18 protein-coding genes are annotated in these 21383 nt (G+C 70.4%); 1 reads left to right on the top strand and 17 read right to left on the bottom strand.

Translation table 11 applies throughout. The features are described 5' to 3' along the window. Nucleotides 1-79: 79 nt before the first annotated feature. From IE142_RS26110 to IE142_RS26095, 4 genes are all read right to left on the bottom strand, one after another. Nucleotides 80-562: a GNAT family N-acetyltransferase gene (locus IE142_RS26110; RefSeq protein ID WP_191888014.1), complete on the bottom strand. Its 483-nt coding sequence runs from the start codon at nucleotides 560-562 to the stop codon at nucleotides 80-82. Beyond that, nucleotides 559-1503, bottom strand: coding sequence for an RluA family pseudouridine synthase (locus tag IE142_RS26105; RefSeq protein WP_191888013.1), 945 nt, complete (start codon nucleotides 1501-1503; stop codon nucleotides 559-561). Before IE142_RS26105 ends, IE142_RS26110 begins: the two co-directional genes overlap by 4 nt. A 94-nt stretch (nucleotides 1504-1597) precedes the next feature. After that, a complete protein-coding gene (gene lspA, locus IE142_RS26100; RefSeq protein WP_191888012.1) occupies nucleotides 1598-2194 on the bottom strand; it encodes a signal peptidase II in 597 nt (198 codons plus the stop codon). 109 nt (nucleotides 2195-2303) lie between these two features. Continuing rightward, nucleotides 2304-3047: a TraR/DksA family transcriptional regulator gene (locus IE142_RS26095; RefSeq protein WP_191888011.1), complete on the bottom strand. Its 744-nt coding sequence runs from the start codon at nucleotides 3045-3047 to the stop codon at nucleotides 2304-2306. Between the two features lie 560 nt (nucleotides 3048-3607). On the opposite strand from IE142_RS26095, the gene ileS reads away from it, so the two are divergent. Then, a complete protein-coding gene (gene ileS / locus IE142_RS26090; protein WP_191888010.1) occupies nucleotides 3608-6754 on the top strand; it encodes an isoleucine--tRNA ligase in 3147 nt (1048 codons plus the stop codon). A 251-nt stretch (nucleotides 6755-7005) separates the two neighbouring features. Here the strand turns inward: ileS and divIVA are convergent, their stop codons facing one another. The 13 genes from divIVA to IE142_RS26025 all read right to left on the bottom strand — a co-directional run bounded on the left by divIVA (nucleotide 7006) and on the right by IE142_RS26025 (nucleotide 21207). Then, nucleotides 7006-8211 (bottom strand): apical growth/hyphal branching protein DivIVA, encoded by a 1206-nt coding sequence (divIVA, locus tag IE142_RS26085; protein ID WP_191888009.1) that lies wholly within the window; start codon nucleotides 8209-8211, stop codon nucleotides 7006-7008. Between the two features lie 55 nt (nucleotides 8212-8266). Further along, a complete protein-coding gene (locus IE142_RS26080; protein ID WP_019328007.1) occupies nucleotides 8267-8551 on the bottom strand; it encodes a YggT family protein in 285 nt (94 codons plus the stop codon). An 81-nt stretch (nucleotides 8552-8632) separates the two neighbouring features. After that, on the bottom strand, nucleotides 8633-9274 hold the full coding sequence (gene sepF, locus IE142_RS26075) for a cell division protein SepF (protein WP_191888008.1): 642 nt from the start codon (nucleotides 9272-9274) through the stop codon (nucleotides 8633-8635). A gap of 129 nt (nucleotides 9275-9403) precedes the next feature. Then, the gene (locus IE142_RS26070) at nucleotides 9404-10123 is read right to left on the bottom strand and encodes a YggS family pyridoxal phosphate-dependent enzyme (RefSeq protein ID WP_191888007.1); all 720 of its coding nucleotides are present in this window, start codon (nucleotides 10121-10123) and stop codon (nucleotides 9404-9406) included. A gap of 6 nt (nucleotides 10124-10129) precedes the next feature. After that, nucleotides 10130-10858 (bottom strand): peptidoglycan editing factor PgeF, encoded by a 729-nt coding sequence (gene pgeF, locus IE142_RS26065; RefSeq protein WP_191888006.1) that lies wholly within the window; start codon nucleotides 10856-10858, stop codon nucleotides 10130-10132. Further along, on the bottom strand, nucleotides 10855-12063 hold the full coding sequence (ftsZ, locus tag IE142_RS26060; protein ID WP_043373968.1) for a cell division protein FtsZ: 1209 nt from the start codon (nucleotides 12061-12063) through the stop codon (nucleotides 10855-10857). The genes pgeF and ftsZ overlap by 4 nt, the downstream gene beginning before the upstream one ends. A 284-nt stretch (nucleotides 12064-12347) precedes the next feature. Next, a complete protein-coding gene (gene ftsQ / locus IE142_RS26055; RefSeq protein WP_191888005.1) occupies nucleotides 12348-13142 on the bottom strand; it encodes a cell division protein FtsQ in 795 nt (264 codons plus the stop codon). A gap of 25 nt (nucleotides 13143-13167) precedes the next feature. Then, nucleotides 13168-14262, bottom strand: coding sequence for an undecaprenyldiphospho-muramoylpentapeptide beta-N-acetylglucosaminyltransferase (murG, locus tag IE142_RS26050; RefSeq protein ID WP_191888004.1), 1095 nt, complete (start codon nucleotides 14260-14262; stop codon nucleotides 13168-13170). Between the two features lie 6 nt (nucleotides 14263-14268). After that, nucleotides 14269-15639, bottom strand: coding sequence for a putative lipid II flippase FtsW (gene ftsW / locus IE142_RS26045; protein ID WP_191888003.1), 1371 nt, complete (start codon nucleotides 15637-15639; stop codon nucleotides 14269-14271). A 76-nt stretch (nucleotides 15640-15715) separates the two neighbouring features. Then, the gene (murD, locus tag IE142_RS26040; RefSeq protein ID WP_191888084.1) at nucleotides 15716-17122 is read right to left on the bottom strand and encodes a UDP-N-acetylmuramoyl-L-alanine--D-glutamate ligase; all 1407 of its coding nucleotides are present in this window, start codon (nucleotides 17120-17122) and stop codon (nucleotides 15716-15718) included. A gap of 11 nt (nucleotides 17123-17133) precedes the next feature. Beyond that, nucleotides 17134-18225, bottom strand: a complete 1092-nt coding sequence (gene mraY / locus IE142_RS26035) for a phospho-N-acetylmuramoyl-pentapeptide-transferase (RefSeq protein ID WP_019327998.1) — start codon at nucleotides 18223-18225, stop codon at nucleotides 17134-17136. Continuing rightward, the gene (locus tag IE142_RS26030) at nucleotides 18225-19640 is read right to left on the bottom strand and encodes a UDP-N-acetylmuramoyl-tripeptide--D-alanyl-D-alanine ligase (RefSeq protein WP_191888002.1); all 1416 of its coding nucleotides are present in this window, start codon (nucleotides 19638-19640) and stop codon (nucleotides 18225-18227) included. Before IE142_RS26030 ends, mraY begins: the two co-directional genes overlap by 1 nt. A gap of 37 nt (nucleotides 19641-19677) precedes the next feature. Continuing rightward, nucleotides 19678-21207, bottom strand: a complete 1530-nt coding sequence (locus IE142_RS26025) for a UDP-N-acetylmuramoyl-L-alanyl-D-glutamate--2,6-diaminopimelate ligase (RefSeq protein WP_191888083.1) — start codon at nucleotides 21205-21207, stop codon at nucleotides 19678-19680. Between the last annotated feature and the right edge of the window lie 176 nt (nucleotides 21208-21383).

The raw sequence follows: 21383 nt of genomic DNA, 5'->3' as shown, positions 1-21383 counted from the left end.
CCGGTGGGGTCTCGGCATCACACGGCGGGCTTCAAGCCTGTCACGTCACCGGCCCCACCAGCCCGTACGGCACCTCCTGCTACAGGGCGCGCCGCATTGCGCGGTGGGGTATCCCGGCGTCGGAGAACTCGGGTCCGTACGCCTCGTACCCCAGTCGCTCGTAGAAACCCAGGGCGTGGGTCTGCGCGTGCAGGTCCACGGCGGTGAGTCCGCGTGCGCGTGCCGCCTCCTCGACGGCCCGCACCAGGGCGGCCCCGACGCCCAGTCCGCGGGCCTCCCGGGTCACCGCGAGCCGACCCAGGGAGCCGACGGCCGCCTCGCCGCCGGTCTTCGCCGCGGCGGGCGCTCCGTGCAGCAGCCGGCCGGTGCCCAGGGGTGTGCCGTCCTCCCGCACCGCGAGGACGTGCACGGCGACGGCGTCGTAGGCGTCGTACTCGATGTCCTCGGGGACCTCCTGCTCGGCGACGAAGACTTCCTTGCGCACGGCGAAGCACATCTCGCGGTCGGCGGCGTCCTCGGCGACCCGCACCCGGTAGGACGGCGGCTGCGACGGGCCGCTCATGCGTAGGTCTCCTCGCGGACCCGGTCCAGGGCCTGCTGGAGGTCCTCGGGGTAGTCGCTGGCGTACTCGACCCACTGGCCGTCGCCGGGGTGCTCGAAGCCGAGCCGCACGGCGTGCAGCCACTGGCGGGTCAGGTGCAGCCGCTTGGCGAGGGTCGGGTCGGCGCCGTAGGTCAGGTCGCCGACGCAGGGGTGGCGGTGGGCGGCCATGTGGACGCGGATCTGGTGGGTGCGGCCGGTCTCCAGCTTCACGTCGAGCAGGGAGGCGGCGCGGAAGGCCTCGATGAGGTCGTAGTGCGTGACGGAGGGCTTGCCCTCGGCGGTGACGGCCCACTTGTAGTCGTGCTGGGGGTGGCGGCCGATGGGGGCGTCGATGGTGCCGCTGGTCGGGTCGGGGTGGCCCTGCACGAGCGTGTGGTAGCGCTTGTCGACCGTGCGCTCCTTGAACTGGCGCTTGAGCGAGGTGTACGCCCGCTCCGACTTGGCGACCGCCATCAGGCCGGAGGTGCCCACGTCGAGGCGGTGCACGATGCCTTGCCGCTCCGCGGCGCCGGAGGTGGAGATGCGGTAGCCGGCGGCGGCCAGTCCGCCGATGACGGTGGGGCCGCTCCAGCCCGGCGACGGGTGGGCGGCGACGCCGACCGGCTTGACGATGACGACCACGTCCTCGTCGTCGTGCACGATCTCCATGCCCTCGACGGGCTCGGCGACCACCTGCACCGGCGCGGGCGCCTGCGGCATCTCGACCTCGAGCCAGGCGCCGCCGTGGACGCGCTCGGACTTGCCGACCACCGATCCGTCGACCTGCACCTTGCCCGCCGCGGCGAGCTCCGCGGCCTTGGTACGGGAAAAGCCGAACATGCGGGAGATGGCGGCGTCGACGCGCTCGCCCTCCAGGCCGTCGGGCACGGGCAGGGTGCGGATCTCGGGAAGCGTGCTCACCCCGTCGAGTATGCCGGACGGCTCGGACACTCCCGAACGCGCTCTCAGTCCTGTGGACGACCGGGGCCGGCGGACGGTCGGTCCCGGTGGCCGGTCAGTCCTTGTGGACGGTCCCGTCCGGGTCCAGGCCCCGGAAGGAGAGGATCACGATCAGGATGCCGCCGCACACGATCGCCGAGTCGGCGAGGTTGAAGACGGCGAAGTGCTTGGGCGCGATGAAGTCCACCACCGCGCCCTGGAAGACGCCGGGCGAGCGGAAGATCCGGTCGGTGAGGTTGCCGAGGGCGCCGCCGAGCAGCATGCCCAGGGCGATCGCCCACGGCACGCTGTAGAGCTTGCGCGCGAGGCGGGCGATCACGACGATCACCGCCGCCGCGATCACCGTGAAGATGACGGTGAAGGCCTCGCCGAAGCCGAAGGCCGCGCCCGCGTTGCGGATCGCCACGAACCGCAGCCAGTCACCGACGATCTCGATGGGCTCCTGGTGCTCCAGCTCGGCGACCACGATCATCTTGCTGACCAGGTCGAGGAGGTACGCGAACGCGGCGACCGCGAACAGTACGGCGACCCGCCGCTTGCCCCGGGGACGCTCCTGCGGGGCCTGCTCCTGATCGGCGACGGGCCGCTCCCGCCCGTCCCCCGCCGCGTCCGGGGTGTCCGGAGTACCGATGATGCGCTCCGCCTCTGCCACGTGAGTCCCTCAGCCTAGGTACCTGACTGAGGACGAGGGTACGGCACACGTTCCGTCCCGCACGTGCTCAGGACCCATCCGGAGGCGGAACGGCACGATCGGGGCCGGATCAGTACCGGCGCTCCTGCTTCTGCTTGCACTCGACGCACAGCGTGGCCCTCGGGAAGGCCTGCATGCGCGCCTTGCCGATGGGGTTGCCGCAGTTCTCGCACAGGCCGTAGGTACCCGCGTCCAGGCGTTCCAGGGCGCGCTCGGTCTGGGTGAGCACCTCGCGCGCGGTGGCCGCCAGCGCCAGTTCGTGCTCGCGCGTGATGTTCTTGCTGCCGGTGTCCGCCTCGTCGTCGCCCGCTCCGTCGCCGGAGTCCCGCATCATGCCCTGGAGCGACCGCTCGGAGGAGTCGATCTCGGTGCGCAGGCGGTCGGCCTCGGACTGCAGTCCCCCGCGCGCCTCCTCGACCTCCTCCGGGGTCCAGGGTTCCTCACCGGGGCGTACCGCGAGGTCGCCGGGTTCGGCGGCGGCGCCGCGCGCCTTGGGAACGGCCGTCTTGGCCGCCGTGGCCGTACCAGGAGTCTTCTTCGCAACCACCGTCGTGGCTCCCGTCTGCTCCGCGGCCTGCGCCGCGCCCGCCTTTTTGGACGTGCTCTTCTTCGCCGCGGTCTTCTTCGCCGCGCTCTTCGTGCTCTTCCCGGCCGCGGCCCTCTTGGCCGTGCTCTTCTTGGCCGTGCTCTTCTTGGCCGTCGTCTTCTTGGCCGTCGTCTTCTTGGCGACTGCCTTCTTGGCCGTCGTCCTCTTGGCGGCGGTCTTCTCCGCAGCCGCCTCCGGCTGCTCTCCGGCGGTCTTCTTCGCCACCATGGCCGCGGCCCCTTCACATATTGTGATCTTGCTCGCGAATCGTGCTGGGACGATAAATCGACTCGGGTCCCGCGGCAACGGGGCACGCCGCCCGATTCGCCCGCCCTCCGCGCGCCGCGCGGCGAACTTGCATGCGTTGTGCCCAGCTCCCCGCCCTGTAATCCGCCGGACGGGGGCCCGGCCGGGCCCGTCGCGAAGCCGAACGCCGGCGTCGGCATTCGGGTCACCGCTGACCGTGCGAAAACCGGTCGGCCGCTGTCCGCGGGGCGCCGTACACTGGGCGCAGCGAAAAGCATGGATGGGGACGAGTAGCGGCGTACGCAGCCCAGAGCGACCCGGGGACGGTGTGAGCCCGGGGGCGAGCGCGACGTGAAGATCACCCCGGAGCCGCCGGAAGAAAGCCCTGGCCAGGACGGCCGAGGCGAGTAGAACCGGCTCGCGACCCAATGAGGGGGCTCACCGGCGCACACGACGCACCGGGGAGCCAAGGAGGGTGGTACCGCGGGAGCACGGCTCTCGTCCCTCCGACGGAAGGCAGCACGTCCGCCGGAGGAAGCTCGTTGAATACGCAGCCGCAGTACCGCCAGGTGCCCGCCCAGGTCGACCTGCCCGCGCTCGAACACGCGGTGCTCGACTTCTGGCGCGAGCAGAAGATCTTCGCCAAGAGCCTGGAGCAGTCCGAGGGCCGCCCCGAGTGGGTGTTCTACGAGGGCCCGCCCACCGCCAACGGCATGCCGGGTGCCCACCACATCGAGGCGCGCGTCTTCAAGGACGTCTTCCCCCGCTTCCGCACCATGCGCGGCTACCACGTGGGCCGCAAGGCCGGCTGGGACTGCCACGGCCTGCCGGTGGAGCTGGCGGTGGAGAAGGAGCTGGGCTTCTCCGGCAAGCAGGACATCGAGGCGTACGGCATCGCCGAGTTCAACGCCAAGTGCCGCGAATCGGTGACCCGCCACACCGACGCCTTCGAGGAGCTCACGACCCGCATGGGCTACTGGGCCGACCTCCAGAACCCGTACCGCACGATGGACCCGGAGTACATCGAGTCCGTCTGGTGGTCGCTGAAGACGATCTTCGACAAGGGCCTGCTGGTCCAGGACCACCGCGTCGCCCCCTGGTGCCCCCGCTGCGGCACCGGTCTGTCCGACCACGAGCTGGCGCAGGGCTACGAGACGGTCGTCGACCCGTCCGTCTACGTCCGCTTCCCGCTCACCTCCGGCCCGCTGGCCGGCGAGGCCGCGCTCCTGATCTGGACGACCACTCCCTGGACGCTGGTCTCCAACACGGCGGTCGCGGCGCACCCCGAGGTGACCTACGTCGTCGCGACGAACGGCGAGGAGAAGCTGGTCGTCGCCGAGCCCCTCGTCGCCAAGGCCCTCGGCGAGGGCTGGGAGACCACCGGGCAGTCCTTCACCGGCGCCGAGATGGAGCACTGGACGTACCAGCGGCCCTTCGAGCTGGTGGGGTTCCCGGCGCCGGCGCACTACGTGGTGAACGCGGATTACGTCACCACCGAGGACGGCACGGGTCTGGTCCACCAGTCCCCCGCCTTCGGTGAGGACGACCTCAAGGTCTGCCGCTCCTACGGCCTGCCCGTGGTCAACCCGGTCCGCCCGGACGGCACATTCGAGGAGGGCCTGGCGCTGGTCGGCGGCGTCTTCTTCAAGAAGGCCGACGAGAAGCTGACCGAGGACCTGGACACCCGGGGCCTGCTCTTCAAGCACATCCCGTACGAGCACAGCTACCCGCACTGCTGGCGCTGCCACACCGCGCTGCTCTACTACGCCCAGCCGTCCTGGTACATCCGCACCACGGAGATCAAGGACCGTCTCCTGGCGGAGAACGAGGGGACCAACTGGTTCCCGGACTCGGTCAAGCACGGCCGCTACGGCGACTGGCTGAACAACAACATCGACTGGGCGCTCTCCCGCAATCGCTACTGGGGCACCCCGCTGCCGATCTGGCGCTGCGAGGAGAACCACCTCACCTGCGTCGGCTCCCGCGCGGAGCTCACCGAACTGTCCGGCACCGACCAGTCGGAGCTGGACCCGCACCGCCCGTACATCGACGACGTCACCTTCACCTGCACCCACGAGGGCTGCTCCCTCGAAGCGGTGCGCGTGCCCGAGGTCATCGACGCCTGGTACGACTCGGGATCGATGCCGTTCGCGCAGTGGGGCTACCCGTACAAGAACAAGGAACTGTTCGAGTCCCGGTACCCGGCGCAATTCATCTGCGAGGCCATCGACCAGACCCGCGGCTGGTTCTACACGCTGATGGCGGTCGGCACCCTGGTCTTCGACAAGTCCTCGTACGAGAACGTGGTCTGCCTCGGTCACATCCTCGCCGAGGACGGCCGCAAGATGTCCAAGCACCTGGGCAACATCCTGCAGCCGATCCCGCTGATGGACCAGCACGGCGCCGACGCCGTCCGCTGGTTCATGGCGGCCGGCGGCTCCCCGTGGGCGGCCCGCCGCGTCGGCCACGGCACCATCCAGGAGGTCGTCCGCAAGACGCTCCTCACCTACTGGAACACGGTCGCCTTCCAGGCCCTGTACGCCCGCACCACGGGCTGGGCGCCGAGCGAAGCCGACCCGGCACCGGCCCACCGCCCGGTGCTGGACCGCTGGCTGCTGTCCGAGCTGCACGCGCTCACCGACCAGGTCACCCAGGCGCTGGACGCCTACGACACCCAGCGCGCCGGCAAGCTGCTGTCCGCGTTCGTCGACGACCTGTCCAACTGGTACGTCCGCCGCTCGCGCCGCCGCTTCTGGCAGGGCGACAAGGCCGCGCTGCGCACGCTGCACGAGGTGGTCGAGACGGTCACCAAGCTGATGGCGCCGCTGACGCCGTTCATCACCGAGCGCGTCTGGCAGGACCTGGTCGTGCCGGTCACCCCGGAGGCGCCGGAGTCCGTGCACCTGTCGTCGTGGCCGGAGGCCGACCTCACGGCGATCGACCCCGAGCTGTCGAAGCAGATGGTGCTGGTGCGCCGCCTGGTCGAGCTGGGCCGCGCCACGCGCGCGGAGTCGGGCGTCAAGACCCGCCAGCCGCTCAGCCGCGCGCTGATCGGGGTGACCGGCTTCGACGCACTCTCCCCCGAGCTGCGCACGCAGATCACCGAGGAGCTGAACGTCGAGTCGCTCGCGTCGCTGAGCGAGGTCGGCGACTCACTGGTCGACACGACCGCGAAGGCCAACTTCCGTGCGTTGGGCAAGCGGTTCGGCAAGCGCGTCCAGGACGTCGCGAAGGCCGTCGCGAACGCGGACGCCGCGGCGCTCTCCCTCGCGCTGCGCGAGGGCACGGCGTCGGTGGAGGTCGACGGTGAGACGGTCGCCCTCGCCCCGGACGAGGTGATCATCACGGAGACGCCGCGCGAGGGCTGGTCGGTCGCCTCCGACTCCGGCGCGACGGTGGCGCTGGACCTGGAGATCACGGAGGAGCTGCGCCGCGCGGGCCTCGCCCGGGACGCGATCCGGCTGATCCAGGAGGCCCGCAAGAACAGCGGGTTGGACGTCGCCGACCGGATCGCGCTGCGGTGGACGGCCACGGACGAGGCGACGGTCGCGGCCCTGACCGAGCACGCGGGTCTGATCTCGGACGAGGTCCTGGCGACGGACTTCACGCGGGGCGAGGCGGACGACGCGTACGGGGAGCCGTTCACGGACGAGGGGCTGTCCCTGACGTTCCGCCTTCGCAAGCAGTAGCCGCCTAGCGGCACCCGGGCCCGGCCGCCCTCCACGTGAGGGACGCCGGGCTCTGTGCTGTCTGTCGGTGCGGGCCAAGGGGGTGGGTGCCGCTGCGCCCACCCGTGCCGCCCTGAAGGTACCTCCCAGGCCGTTCAGGCACCGGGGGAGACACGATGCACGAAGCTACGACGGCACACGAAAGGGCGGGCCCCGGGTCAGAAACCCGGGGCCCGCCCTGAACGCTGCCGACGGCTACGCCGTACTACGGATCAGTTGTCGTCCTCGTCGATCAGGAACCCGCGCATCGGCGAGGGCGCCTGCCCCATCGGCGACGGCCCCTGCGGCCGCACCGGTGCCATCGGCTGGGTCATCGCCGGCGACATCTGCTGCTGGCCGCCGTAGGACGGACCGTTCTGGCTCGGCCCGCTGCCCATCGACTGGTTGCCGCCGTAGGACGGGGCACTGGCGCCGGCCGGTGCCATCGAGGGCGCCGGGGACGGCGGCAGGGAGGCCGTCGCGGGCGTACGCGGCGGGGCGAGCGAGTCGTCCGCCTGGGTCTCCAGCTGACGCAGCTGCGACTCCAGGTACGACTTCAGTCGCGTCCGGTACTCGCGCTCGAAGCCGCGCAGGTCTTCGACCTTGCGCTCCAGCGTGGCGCGTGCGGACTCCAGGGAGCCCATCGCGACACGGTGCTTCTCCTGCGCGTCCCGCTCCAGGGCATCGGCCTTGGCACGGGCGTCCCGCTCCAGACCCTCGGCACGCGAACGCGCCTCGCCGACGATCTTGTTGGCCTCGGAACGGGCCTCGGCGATCGCCTGATCGGCGGTCTGCTGGGCCAGCGACAGGACACGGGCGGCACTGTCGCCGCCGGGGCCGCCCTGACCGGGCATGCCGCCGGGACCACCGGGACCCTGCGGACCGCCCATGGGGCCGCCCATCGGGCCGGGGCCCATCTGGCCCTGCATCGGACCGGGGCCGCCCTGGCCCATCGGTCCCGGACCCTGGCCCATCGGGCCGGGGCCCTGCGGGCCACCCTGACCGCCGGGGCCGGCGGGCAGCTGCGGGGCACCGCTCGGCAGCTGGGGCGGACCACCCATGGGGCCACCCATCTGCTGCTGCGGCGGGCCCGATATGCCGGCGGGCACCGGAGCGCCGGGACCTCGCATGCCCTGCTGCGGCATACCGCCCTGCTGCGGCGGGCCCTGCTGCTGGTGCTGCTGCTGCTGGTGCTGCTGCTGGTGCTGCTGCTGATCCTGCGGCGGTTCCGGGGGCTTGCGCATGTTCTGCTGGTTCTGCGCGGCCGCGCGCGTCGCCGCGGCCAGCTTGGCGCGCAGGTCCTCGTTCTCGCGGAGCAGTCGGGTCAGTTCGGCTTCGACCTCGTCGAGGAAGGCATCGACCTCGTCCTCGTCATAGCCTTCTCGGAGGCGGACGGTCGTGAACTGCTTGTTCCGCACGTCCTCGGGGGTCAACGGCATCTCTTCACCTCAACGTTGTCGTCGGCATTCGGCAAGCCCGTATCTCTCTCATCGCTCACAGCCGGCTCACGATCGCGATCAGGATGTAGACGATGATCATCAGTACGAAGAAGGACAGGTCGAGCGCCACGCCCCCGAGACGCAGCGGCGGGATGAACCGCCGCAGAAGCTTCAACGGTGGATCGGTGACAGTGTAGGTGGCCTCAAGAACGACCACCATCGCCTTGCCGGGTTGCCACGAGCGGGCGAACTGGAAGACGTAGTCCATGACCAACCGGAAGATGAGCACGATGAGGAAGCACATCAGCGCGATGTAGACGACATCCAGGACCACGCTCATGACCCTTGCTTCCCTCTCCCCTGAACCATCTCTCGGACCCGTTGTCGGATCCGTGGTCTTGCTCTCTACCGGTGTTGCGTCTCAGCTCTGGTTGAAGAACCCGCCCTCTGCGATGCGGGCCTTGTCCTCCGCCGTGACATCGACGTTAGCAGGAGACAGCAGGAACACCTTCTGCGTCACCCGCTCGATACTGCCGTGAAGACCAAACACCAAACCGGCTGCAAAGTCGACAAGTCGCTTCGCATCTGTGTCATCCATCTCAGTGAGATTCATGATCACCGGCGTGCCCTCACGGAAGTGTTCCCCGATGGTACGGGCCTCGTTGTAGGTCCGGGGGTGAAGTGTGGTGATCCGGTAGGGCTCTCGTTCGGACACGACCTTGGGCATGATGACCGGTGCGCTCTTTTCCAGGCTCGCGCGTTCTTGTGTGATGGATGCCACGGGCGCGATACGCGCCGGACGGCTCGATTCCGCCGCGAGCGAGGCGGATCGGGAGACCGGTTCGCGCGGCGCGGGCGGCTGGACGACTCGTACCTCTTCGTCCCTTTGCGGCTGATGTGAACCGTGCGACTGGTGTACCGGTTCGTGCCGCCGGGGGTCCCGCTCGGGCTCCGGGTCCAGTTCGGGTTCGAAGTCGTCGTCGGGGTCGAACCCCCGGCCGTCGTACCCATCGTCCTCCACGAGGCCGAGGTAGACCGCCATCTTGCGCATCGCGCCGGCCATGCTCTGAGTCCTCCGCTCTGTGGTGGATCGGCTGACGACTGCCAAGTGCCCGCGATCCACGAGGTCACTGCATCCGCCTTTCGACGGTAATGACCATATTTTCTGCTGTGGTCCGACTTCTTGGCGACGTTACCCGAGCCTGGGGCGGACTCCGAGTACCGCGGTGCCGACGCGTACATGTGTCGCTCCGGCGGCCACGGCCTGTTCGAGGTCCGCGCTCATCCCTGCGGAAACCATGTTCGCAGCCGGATGGGTTCGGCGCACGTAGGTCGACAAATCCATGAGGCGGTCGAACGCCGCCTGCCGGTGCCCCGCGTACTCGCCGGTGAGCGGCGCCACCGTCATCAGCCCGTCGAGCCGCAGCCCTTCCGCCCCGGCGACGAGGTCGGCCAATTCTTCGATTCCAGCGGGCGACACGCCGCCGCGCTCACCGCGGGCGCTCTCCCCCGCGTCGAGTGCGACCTGAATGAGGCAGCCCACCTCCCGTCCGACCCGCACGGCTTCCTTCGACAGGGCTGTGACGAGCTTGGGACGGTCGACGGACTGCACGACATCGGCGTAACCGACCACCGAACGCACCTTGTTGGTCTGCAACTGACCCACGAAATGCCACGAGAGCGGCAGATCCGAGCATGCTGCCGCCTTCGGTGCGGCGTCCTGGTCGCGGTTCTCGGCGACATGGCGCACGCCGAGGTCCGAGAGAATGCGCACGTCGTCCGCGGGGTAGGTCTTGGTGACCACGATGAGGGTCACCTCGTCGCGGTGGCGCCCCGCGGCCGCACAGGCGGCGGCGATACGCTCCTCCACTTGTGCCAGATTCCCGGCGAGTTCGCTCTTACGGTCCGTCATGCCCCATCAGTCCAGCCAGACATAGCCCGCGAGCCGCCCGGTCGTGCGGTCGCGTCGGTACGAGAAGTGGTCCTTCGACTCCAGCGTGCACACCGGCGACTGCGCCCGGTCGCGCACCCCGAGGCGTTCGAGCTGTGCGTGCACGCCGGCGCTCACGTCGACCGCCGGTGTGCCCCAGCTCGTCTCGGCGTACGCCGCCGGTTCGACGGCGGCCACCTCGGCGCGCATGTCCTCGGGCACCTCGTAGCACCGGCCGCACACGGCGGGTCCGGTACGGGCGGTGATCCGGGCGGGGTCGGCGCCGAGTTCCGTCATGGCCCGTACTGCGGCGGGGACGACCCCGGCGACCAGGCCGGGCCGACCCGCGTGGGCCGCGGCGACGACACCGACGGCCGGGTCGGCCAGCAGGACGGGCACGCAGTCGGCGGTGAGGACGGCGAGGGCGAGACCGCGTTCGGCGGTGACGATCGCGTCGACGCGCGGGACCGGGCCGTCCCCCCAGGGACCGTCGACCACGGCGACGTCGGCACCGTGCACCTGGTTCATCCAGACCACCCGGGCAGGGTCGACGCCCAGCGACTTGGCCGCTAGGTCCCGGTTGGCCGTGACGGCGGCGGGGTCGTCGCCGACCGCGCCACCGAGATTGAGCTCCTCGTACGGAACGGCGCTCACTCCGCCCCACCGGTCGGTGAAGCCGAAGTGCGCGCCGTTCACGGTGTCGCGCTGTCCTATCACTTCAGGAAGTCCGGCACGTCCAGTTCCTCGGCCGCGCTGTCCGAGTAGGTGCGGGACGGCGGGACCGGCGGCGGGGCGACCTGCGGCAGGTCGCTCACCGGCTCCGGCGCGGGGGCCGGCTCCGGCTCCTCCTTCGGCTTGACGCTGCCGAGCGAGCCGAAGGACGGGCGGTTCTCGGGCTGCCGTACCGGGGTGGGTTCCTCGCGCTTGGCCGAGGAGGAGGCGCCGAGGACGTTGTCCCGCTGCTTGGACGGCGGCTGACCGCCGTCGAAGCCGGCCGCGATCACGGTGACCCGCACCTCGTCGCCGAGAGCGTCGTCGATGACCGCGCCGAAAATGATGTTGGCCTCGGGGTGGGCGGCCTCGCTGACCAGCTGGGCAGCCTCGTTGATCTCGAAGAGGCCGAGGTCGGAGCCACCGGAGATGGAGAGGAGCACCCCCCGGGCGCCGTCGATGGACGCCTCCAGCAGCGGCGAGGAGATCGCCATCTCGGCGGCGGCCACCGCGCGGTCGTCGCCGCGGGCCGAGCCGATGCCCATGAGGGCCGAACCGGCCTCGGACATGACCGACTTCACGTCGGCGAAGTCCAGGTTGATCAGGCCGGGCGTGGTGATCAGGTCGGTGATGCCCTGCACACCGGACAGCAGCACCTGGTCGGCGGACTTGAAGGCGTCGAGCACGCTGACCTGGCGGTCCGAGATGGACAGCAGCCGGTCGTTGGGGATGACGATGAGGGTGTCGACCTCTTCGCGGAGCTCGGCGATGCCGTCCTCGGCCTGGTTGGCCCGGCGCCGTCCCTCGAAGGTGAACGGGCGAGTGACCACGCCGATGGTGAGGGCGCCCAGCGAGCGTGCGATGTTGGCCACGACGGGCGCGCCGCCGGTGCCGGTGCCGCCGCCTTCACCGGCCGTCACGAAGACCATGTCGGCCCCCTTGAGGACCTCCTCGATCTCCTCGCGGTGGTCCTCGGCGGCCTTGCGGCCGACGGCCGGGTTGGCTCCGGCGCCGAGTCCGCGGGTGAGTTCGCGGCCGACGTCGAGCTTGACGTCGGCGTCGCTCATCAACAGAGCTTGCGCGTCGGTGTTGATGGCGATGAACTCGACGCCCTTGAGACCGACCTCGATCATCCGGTTGATGGCATTGACACCACCGCCGCCGACACCGATGACTTTGATGACTGCGAGGTAGTTCTGCGGTGCTGCCACGTCGAAGGCCTCTCGCCTCGAGTTACGTGTCGCCGAATCCCGGAGCACTGTGCCCCGCGACCGACGACTGATGCCGATTGGGACGGTCCGTAGCGCCGACCCGAACCCTAACGCTGAAGTTTAGGGTTACCAGTGTGTCCGTTCCTTGGAGTCTTCTGAACAGGACACTAAGTCGACAAGTGGCGCACGTTCAACGAACACGCCGAACCTCCCGTTTTTCTTTTCACCCTATGTGATCAGGCGTAGCACTGCCCAACCAGGGTGCTGGCCTGCACGTATACCCGTCAACTCTTCGATGACGCGGGCGCGGTGGGGACGCTCACGTCGAAGTGCCGCGCGTCCGGTGCCGCTTTCATCAACGCGGTGAGCGCCCGGGCCTTCCGCTCACCCTGCTCTGCGCTCCCCCAGACCACGGTCCGGTCGCCGCTCAACTCCAATGAGATGTCGTCGTACGAACGGACCTTGACGACCCGTGTGTCCTCGGCGACCGCGCGCGGGAGGCGGCCGGCCACCCGTACCGCTTCCCGCGCGAGGCGGTCGTCGTCGAAGCGGCGCAGACTCGCCGCGGCGGAACCGGAACGGTCGGGGTTCAATTGAAGCGTGGGCACACCTTTGGGGGCGCGGGAAACCGTGGCGAAACGGACGCCTCCATCGTCCACTTCCACGAACTTTCGACCCTTTTGAACAATGAGAACCGGAGTACGCTCCGTCACTTTCAGGCTGATTCCGTGCGGCCAGGAACGCTCTACGCGAACCTCGTCGATGCGGAGCAGTTTCCGGGCGAGCCGGGCCTCGATCGCCCCGGTGTCCACGGAGACGAGCGGGTCCCCGACGGGCACGTCTGCCGCCTCGCGCACCTGCGCCGGCGTCAGAACACGCGTCCCGGAGACCGACACGCGTTCCACACGCGTCCAGTTCGAGGCGTAGAGCAGCCAGACGGTGCCGCCCGCGAGGACCGCGAGGGCGGCGGCCACGATGACGACCGTACGGAGGCGGGGCGGGCGCACCCGCCGGGTCCGGGGCGGGCCGGACGACTCCTGCTGGCGTTCACCGCGCTCGGCGGTGGTCGGTCCGGCCACGCTCCCTGCCCTCCGTCATGCGTCCCTAGCGGTGTGCACGGGCGGCGATCGCCTCGTACACCATGCCGACGAGCAGGTCGTCGGCGTCCCGGCGGCCGAACTCGGCAGCGGCGCGGGACATCTCGTACAGCTTGTGCGGGTCGGCGAGCACGGGCAGGACGTTGTGCTGCACCCACTCGGGGGTGAGGTCCGCGTCGTCGACCAGCAGGCCGCCGCCGGCCTTGACCACCGGCTGGGCGTTGAGCCGCTGTTCGCCGTTGCCGATGGGCAGCGGGACGTAGGCGGCCGGGAGTCCGACGGCGGAGAGTTCGGCGACGGTCATCGCGCCCGCGCGGCAGAGCATCATGTCGGCCGCGGCGTAGGCGAGGTCCATCCGGTCCAGGTAACTTACCGGGATGTACGGGGGCATTCCCGGCATCTGTTGGACCTGCGGCAGTTCGTTCTTCGGGCCGACCGCGTGCAGGATCTGGATGCCGGCCTGCTGGAGCCAGGGCGCGACCTGCTGGACCACCTCGTTGAGGCGGCGGGCACCCTGCGAGCCGCCGGTGACCAGCAGCGTGGGCAGGTTGGGGTCGAGCCCGAACATCGCGCGGGCCTCCGGGCGGGCGGCGGCCCGGTCGAGAGTGGCGATGGAGCGGCGCAGCGGGATGCCGATGTAGCGGGAGTTGCGCAGCTTGCTGTCGGGCGTGGAGACGGCGACCTGGGCCGCGTACCGCGAACCGATCTTGTTGGCCAGGCCGGGGCGGGCGTTGGCCTCGTGGATGACGATCGGGACGCCGAGCCGCTTGGCCGCGAGGTAGCCGGGCAGGGCGACGTAGCCGCCGAAACCCACCACGGCGTCCGCCTTGGTGCGTTCCAGGATCTGCTCGGTCGCCTTGATGGTGCCGCGCAGCCGGCCCGGAACGGTGATCAGCTCGGGGGTGGGCTTGCGTGGCAGCGGTACGGCCGGGATCAGCGCCAGTTCGTACCCGCGCTCGGGTACGAGCCGGGTCTCGAGGCCGCGTTCCGTGCCCAGGGCCGTGATGCCCACGGTCGGATCCTGCCTGCGCAGGGCGTCCGCGAGGGCGAGCGCGGGCTCGATGTGGCCCGCGGTTCCTCCGCCGGCGAGTACGACATGCACCGAAATTCACCGCTCTCCGGACGAGCGCGCCTTCGAGGCGCGCCGTCGCATCGTGTTCCAACTCCGGGGGCTCCGCTTGGCCGCGGGACCCCTGGCCCCCCGCTTTCTACCAAAGCGAGGTTGCCGCAGCGCAAGCGCCGCCCGCGCACCGGGTTCGTCTCGCGCGAAGGCGATGAGCAGACCGATGGCGAACATGGTCGGGAGCAGGGCGGAACCTCCGTAGGAGAACAGCGGGAGGGGGACACCGGCGATCGGCAGCAGTCCGAGGACCGCACCGATGTTGATCACGGCCTGGGCCGTGATCCAGGTGGTCACGCCTCCCGCGGCATACCTCACGAACGGGTCCTCCGTGCGTCCGGCCACGCGGATACCCGCATAGCCTAGAGCCGCGAAGAGGGCGAGCACCGACAGCGTCCCCGCCAGGCCCAGTTCCTCACCTGTGACGGCGAAGATGAAGTCGGTGTGCGCTTCGGGGAGTTGGCCCCATTTCTCCACACTGGCACCAAGTCCGGAACCGAACAGTCCGCCCGAGGCGAGGGCATAGATGCCGTGCACGGCCTGCCAGCAGGCGTCGCCGGGGCCGGGGTCGGTGGCGCCGAGGCAGTTCAGCCGGGCCATGCGGTTCGGGCTCGTCTTGATGAGGATGAAGCCGAGCAGGAGGGCGATCGACAGCACGCCCGCGAACAGCCGGGTGGGCGCGCCGGCCAGCCACAGCAGGCCGAACAGGATCGCGGTCAGGATGATCGCCGTACCCATGTCGCCGCCGATCATGATCAGCCCGAGCAGCATGAACGCGGCCGGCACCAGCGGCACCAGCATGTGCTTCCACTGCGTCAGCAGCTTCTTGTCCTGCTTGCGGGCCAGCAGGTCCGCGCCCCACAGCACCAGGGCGAGCTTGCCGAACTCGCTGGGCTGGATCTGGAAGGAGCCGCCGAGCTCAATCCAGTTCTGGTTGCCGTTGACCGCGACTCCTATCCCGGGCACCTGCACCAGGATCAGCAGGCAGACGGCACCGGCGAGGATCGGGTAGGCGAGCGCGCGGTGCAGTTTCACCGGCATCCTCATGGCGGCCACCAGCAGCCCGGCGCCGATCAGCGCGGCCAGGAACTGCTTGCGGAAGAAGTACGACCCCGGCAGCGAGAGCTGGAGCGCGGTGATCTGGGAGGCCGAGTAGACCATGATCAGGCCGAGCACGGTGATCAGCGCACCGGCGCCGGAGAACAGGTAGTAGGCGGTCAGCGGCCGGTCCCAGGCACGGCGGAGGCGGTGGTACAGCCGGAGCACGGGGTTCTCGTGCTCCGGCCCCGGCGCGGTGGGGCGCTTGACGGCCCGCTGTACGGGCGCACGTCCGGTACGGCTCTGGGGACTACCGGGCATCGCTGCCTCCGCTGTACGTCGGCATGGACCGTCCCACGCGTCCTCCCGAGGTCACCCGGCGCAGGAGGCGGCCGGGTCAGGCGCCGAGTTCGCGAACGGCCTGTGCGAACGCGTCGCCGCGCTTGTTGTAGTTGGTGAACATGTCCATGGAGGCACAGGCCGGGGCCAGCAGCACCGTGTCGCCGGGCCGGGCGAGTCGCCGGGCCTCCTGGACGGCCTGGAGCATCGCACCAGTGTCGGTCCGGTCGAGGTCGACCACGGGTACTTCGGGGGCGTGTCGCGCCAGGGCTTCACGGATCAGGGCGCGGTCGGCGCCGATGAGGACGGCGCCGCGCAGCCGCTTCGCCGCACCCGCGACCAGCTCGTCGAAGGTCGCGCCCTTGGCCAGCCCGCCGGCGATCCACACGATCGACTCGTACGCGGCCAGGGATGCCTCGGCGGCGTGGGTGTTGGTGGCCTTGGAGTCGTCCACGTACGCCACCCCGTCGACGTCGGCGACGTGCGCGATGCGGTGGGCGTCGGGCGTGAAGGCGCGCAGTCCGTCCCGTACGGCCGTGGCGGGGACGCCGAAGGCACGGGCGAGGGCCGCCGCCGCGAGGGCGTTGCCGATGTTGTGCGGGGCCGGCGGGTTGACGTCGGAGACCTCGGCGAGCTCCTGGGCGTTCTTGTGCCGGTTCTCGACGAAGGCCCGGTCGACCAGGATGCCGTCCACGACGCCGAGTTGGGAGGGCGCCGGGGAGCCGAGGGTGAAGCCGACGGCCCGGCAGCCCTCCTCGACGTCGGCCTCGCGGACCAGGTCCTCGGTGGCCTTGTCGGCGACGTTGTAGACGCAGGCGACGCGATTGCCCTCGTAGATGCGGCCCTTGTCGGCGGCGTACGCCTCCATCGAGCCGTGCCAGTCGAGGTGGTCGGGGGCCAGGTTGAGGACGGCGGCCGAGTGGGCGCGCAGGGAGGGCGCCCAGTGGAGCTGGTAGCTGGACAGCTCCACCGCGAGGACGTCGTACTCCTCGTCGCCGGTGACCGCGTCCAGCAGCGAGACGCCGATGTTGCCGACTGCGGCGGTGCGCAGACCGGCCGCCTCCAGGATCGACGCGAGCATCTGGACGGTGGTGGTCTTGCCGTTGGTGCCGGTGACCGCGAGCCAGGGCGCGGAGTCGGGGCGGCGCAGGCGCCAGGCCAGTTCGACGTCGCCCCAGACCGGGACGCCGGCCTGCCCGGCCGCCGTGAACAGTGGCTTGGTGGGCTTCCAGCCGGGCGCCGTGACGATCAGCTCGGTGCCGTCGGGCAGCGTGTCGCCGTCGCCGAGGCGCACGGTGATGCCGAGCGCCTCCAACTCGGCCGCCTGCGCCCGCGCGCGGTCGTCCGCGCCGTCGTTGACGACGGTCACGCGAGCGCCGAGGCCGTGCAGGACCTTGGCCGCCGGGACCCCGGACACGCCGAGTCCGGCGACGGTGACGTGCTTGCCCTGGAATTCGAAGGGCACCGAGGAGTCGGTCACTTGTCCGCTGCCCATCCCGCGTAGAAGAGGCCCAGTCCGACGATCACACAGATGCCCTGGATGATCCAGAAACGGACCACGACAAGGACCTCGGACCAGCCTTTGAGTTCGAAGTGGTGCTGAAGTGGCGCCATTCTGAAGACGCGCTTGCCGGTGAGGCGGAAGGATCCGACCTGGATGACCACCGACATGGTGATCAGGACGAACAGACCGCCGAGGATGGCCATCAGCAGCTCGGTGCGCGAGCAGATCGCCAGACCCGCGAGGACACCGCCGAGCGCGAGCGAACCGGTGTCGCCCATGAAGATCTTGGCCGGCGAGGTGTTCCACCACAGGAAGCCGAGGCAGGCGCCCATCAGCGCGGAGGAGACCACCGCGAGGTCGAGGGGGTCTCTCACCTCGTAGCAGGCGCCCGGGTTGGTCAGGGTCAGCGCGTTGGCGCAGGACTCCTGGAACTGCCAGACGCCGATGAAGGTGTAGGCGCCGAAGACCAGGACGGAGGCGCCGGTGGCCAGGCCGTCCAGACCGTCGGTCAGGTTCACGCCGTTCGACATCGCGAGGATCATGAACAGCGCCCAGATGACGAACAGCACCGGGCCGATCGACCAGCCGAAGTCGGTGATGAACGACAGCTTGGTGGAGGCCGGGGTGTTGCCGCGGTTGTCCGCGAACTGGAGCGAGAGCACCGCGAAGGCGATGCCGACGATGAGCTGGCCGGCCATCTTCGCCTTGGCCCGCAGGCCCAGCGACCGCCTCTTCACGATCTTGATGTAGTCGTCGAGGAAGCCGACCAGGCCCATGCCCACCATCAGGCCGAGCACCAGCAGGCCCGAGAAGGTCGGCGCCGCGTCCGCCTCCGGGTCCAGGTAACTGGTGATCACCTTGGCGAGGAAGTAGGCGGCGACGGTCGCCAGGATGAAGGCGATACCACCCATGGTCGGCGTACCGCGCTTGCTGGCGTGCTCGCGCGGGCCGTCGTCGCGGATGTACTGGCCGTAGCCCTTGCGGGCCAGGAGCTTGATCAGCAGCGGCGTGCCGACCAGCGTCAGGAAGAGGCCGATGACTCCCGCGAACAGGATCTGCTTCATCATCGGGCGGCGACCTCACCCTCGGCGCCGGTCTCGAGCAGCGCCGAGGCGACGCTCTCCAGACCCACCGAACGGGACGCCTTCACGAGCACGACGTCCCCCGGGCGCAACTCGCTGCGCAACAGGTCGACCGCCGCCTGTGCGTCGGACACGTGCACCGACTCCTCACCCCACGAACCCTCGTTGTATGCGCCCAGTTGCAGCCAGCGGGCTTCCCTGCCCCCGACCGCGACGAGCTTGCTGACGTTGAGCCGAACGGCGAGCCGTCCGACCGCGTCGTGCTCGGCGAGCGCCTCGTCCCCGAGCTCGGCCATCTTGCCGAGCACCGCCCACGTACGACGCCCCTTTCCCATGGCGACGAGCGCACGCAGTGCGGCCTTCATGGACTCGGGGTTCGCGTTGTAGGCGTCGTTGACGACCGTCACGCCGTCCGGGCGCTCGGTGACCTCCATCCGCCAGCGGGAGAGGGAGCCCGCCTCGGAGAGCGCGGTGGCGATCTCGTCTGCGGACATGCCCAACTCGTGGGCGACGGCGGCCGCGGCGAGCGCGTTCGACACGTGGTGCTCACCGTACAGGCGCATGGTCACATCGCTTGCACCGGAGGGTGTGTGAAGCCTGAAGGAAGGCTGTCCGCTGTCCGTGAGTCGCACGTTCTCGGCCCGAACGTCCGCTTCGTCGGACTCTCCGAAAAGGATCACCTTCGCCTTCGTTCGGGAGGCCATGGCGCGTACGAGGGCGTCGTCCGCGTTGAGGATCGCGGTGCCGCCCTCCTCGGCCGGCAGCAGCGCCTCGACGAGTTCGCCCTTGGCCTGGGCGATCTGGTCCCGGCCGCCGAACTCGCCGATGTGCGCGGAGCCGACGTTGAGGACCAGGCCGACCTTCGGCGGGGTCAGCTCGCAGAGGTAGCGGATGTGGCCGATGCCGCGGGCGCCCATCTCCAGCACGAGGAACTTGGTCTCCTCGGTGGCGGTGAGCGCGGTGAGCGGCAGCCCGACCTCGTTGTTCATGGAGCCGGGTGTGAAGACCGTGGGCGCCATGCGACGCAGTACCTGGGCGATCAGGTCCTTGGTGCTGGTCTTGCCGGCGGACCCGGTGAGGGCCACGAGAGTGGTGCCGAGACGGCGTACGACGTGACGGGCGAGGGCGCCCAGGGCGGCCTGGACGTCGTCCACGACGATCGCGGGCACGCCGACGGGGCGGGAGCCGAGCACGGCCGCCGCGCCCGCCTCGACGACCGCCGACGCGAAGTCGTGGCCGTCCACCCGCTCGCCGACGAAGGCGACGAAGAGGCTGCCGGGTCCCGCTTCCCGGGAATCCCGGACGACGGGCCCGGTGACCTGCGCGGACGCGTCCGGTATGTCGTGCATCCGCCCGCCGACGACTTCTGCGATCTCGGCGAGAGAGAGGGTGATCACAAGTTCGTCCCCTGGATCAGCTGGATCATTCGGGATCTCATCCCTGATGGGTCTTCTGGATGGCTTCGCGCAGCACCTGGCGGTCGTCGAAGGGACGGACCACTCCGGCGATGTCCTGGCCCTGCTCATGGCCCTTGCCCGCGACCAGCACGGTGTCGCCGGGCTCGGCCCGGGCGACGGCGGCGGCGATGGCCGCGGCCCGGTCCTCGAAGACCTGGACCTCGCCGCGCTCGTGGGCGGGCACGGAGGCCGAGCCCTGGAGCATGGTGGCGAGGATCGCGAGGGGGTCTTCGGAGCGGGGGTTGTCGGAGGTCAGTACGGCGGTGTCGGCGAACCGGGCCACGGCGGCGCCCATCGGCTCCCGCTTGGTGGTGTCCCGGTCGCCGCCGCAGCCGAGCACGGCGTGCAGCTTGCCCTCGGTCACCTTGCGCAGGGCGCGCAGGACGGACTCGACGGCGTCGGTCTTGTGGGCGTAGTCGACCACAGCGAGGTACGGCTGGCCTTCGTCCACGCGCTCCAGGCGGCCCGGCACGCCCGGGACGGCCGCGATGCCGTCGGCGGCGGACTGCGGGTCGAGGCCGGCAGCGGCGAGGGCGACGATCGCGGCGAGGGTGTTCGCCACGTTGAACGGCCCGGCCAGCGGCGACTTGGCGGCGATCCGCTCGCCCTTGGGACCGAGCACGGTGAACGTCGAGTCCAGCGGGCCGACCTCGACCTCGTCGGCGCGCCAGTCGGCGTCCGGATGGCCCTCGGCGGAGTAGGTGACGACCGGGACGGTGGCCTCGTCGGCGAGCCGCCGCCCGTACTCGTCGTCGACGTTGACCACGCCGAGTTCGCTGCGTTCGGGCGTGAAGAGCTGGGCCTTTGCCTGGAAGTAGTCCTCCATGCCGGAGTGGAACTCCATGTGCTCCGGGCTGAGGTTGGTGAAGACCGCGATGTCGAAGACGCAGGCGTCGACGCGGCCGAGCACCAGGGCGTGGCTGGAGACCTCCATGGCGACCGCCTCGGTGCCGCGCTCGCGCATCACCGCGAACAGGGCCTGCAGGTCGGTGGCCTCGGGCGTGGTCCGCTCGGACTTGATGCGCTCGTCGCCGATGCGCATCTCGACCGTGCCGATCAGGCCGGTGGACTTCGCCGTGCGCAGACCGCCCTCGACGAGGTAGGCGGTGGTGGTCTTGCCGGAGGTGCCGGTGATGCCGATCTGGAGCAGGTCCCGGCCGGGGTGGCCGTAGATGGTGGCCGCCAGTTCACCCATCCGCGCGCGCGGGTCGTCGACGACGAGCGCCGGCAGACCGGTGGCGGCGACGCGCTCCGCGCCGGCCGGGTCGGTCAGCACGGCGGCGGCGCCGAGGCCGGCGGCCTGGGTGACGAAGTCGGCGCCGTGGGCGCGGGCTCCGGGGAGGGCGGCGTACAGGTCACCGGGGCGGACGGCGCGCGAGTCGTGGGTGATGCCCGTGACTCCGGTGGCGGTGGTGCTGTCCGGTGCGGTGACACCCAGCTGGTCGGCGAGTTCCGCGAGGGGTGTGGCGGAGATCCGCACCGGCCGGGGCGGTCCCGGGTAGGTCACGGGGTGGCCCTTCTGGGTGGTTTGGGACTGATCAGCGTGTGGCACGGCGGTGAGCGTACCGGGCGCAGTGGCCTCCCGGCGAAGTGAGGGGCGGCCGCTGCTCTGGTTCCCGGGATCGGGGGTGATCGTAGTCACGGGTGGTTCCTGGTGGCTCGGTGCTGCGTCGGGGCCGGCTC

The organism is Streptomyces mutabilis (assembly GCF_014649815.1).
Taxonomy (GTDB): domain Bacteria; phylum Actinomycetota; class Actinomycetes; order Streptomycetales; family Streptomycetaceae; genus Streptomyces; species Streptomyces mutabilis.
This window is presented reverse-complemented; position numbering and strand designations above follow the sequence as displayed.

Excerpts from the sequence above, each read along its gene's own strand:
- ftsW (WP_191888003.1), bottom strand. The coding sequence starts at position 15,639 with ATGCCCGGTAGTCCCCAGAGCCGTACCGGACGTGCGCCCGTACAGCGG.
- IE142_RS26095 (WP_191888011.1), bottom strand. The coding sequence starts at position 3,047 with ATGGTGGCGAAGAAGACCGCCGGAGAGCAGCCGGAGGCGGCTGCGGAG.
- sepF (WP_191888008.1), bottom strand. The coding sequence starts at position 9,274 with ATGGCCGGCGCGATGCGCAAGATGGCGGTCTACCTCGGCCTCGTGGAG.
- divIVA (WP_191888009.1), bottom strand. The coding sequence starts at position 8,211 with ATGCCGTTGACCCCCGAGGACGTGCGGAACAAGCAGTTCACGACCGTC.
- IE142_RS26070 (WP_191888007.1), bottom strand. The coding sequence starts at position 10,123 with ATGACGGACCGTAAGAGCGAACTCGCCGGGAATCTGGCACAAGTGGAG.
- IE142_RS26110 (WP_191888014.1), bottom strand. The coding sequence starts at position 562 with ATGAGCGGCCCGTCGCAGCCGCCGTCCTACCGGGTGCGGGTCGCCGAG.
- mraY (WP_019327998.1), bottom strand. The coding sequence starts at position 18,225 with ATGAAGCAGATCCTGTTCGCGGGAGTCATCGGCCTCTTCCTGACGCTG.
- IE142_RS26080 (WP_019328007.1), bottom strand. The coding sequence starts at position 8,551 with ATGAGCGTGGTCCTGGATGTCGTCTACATCGCGCTGATGTGCTTCCTC.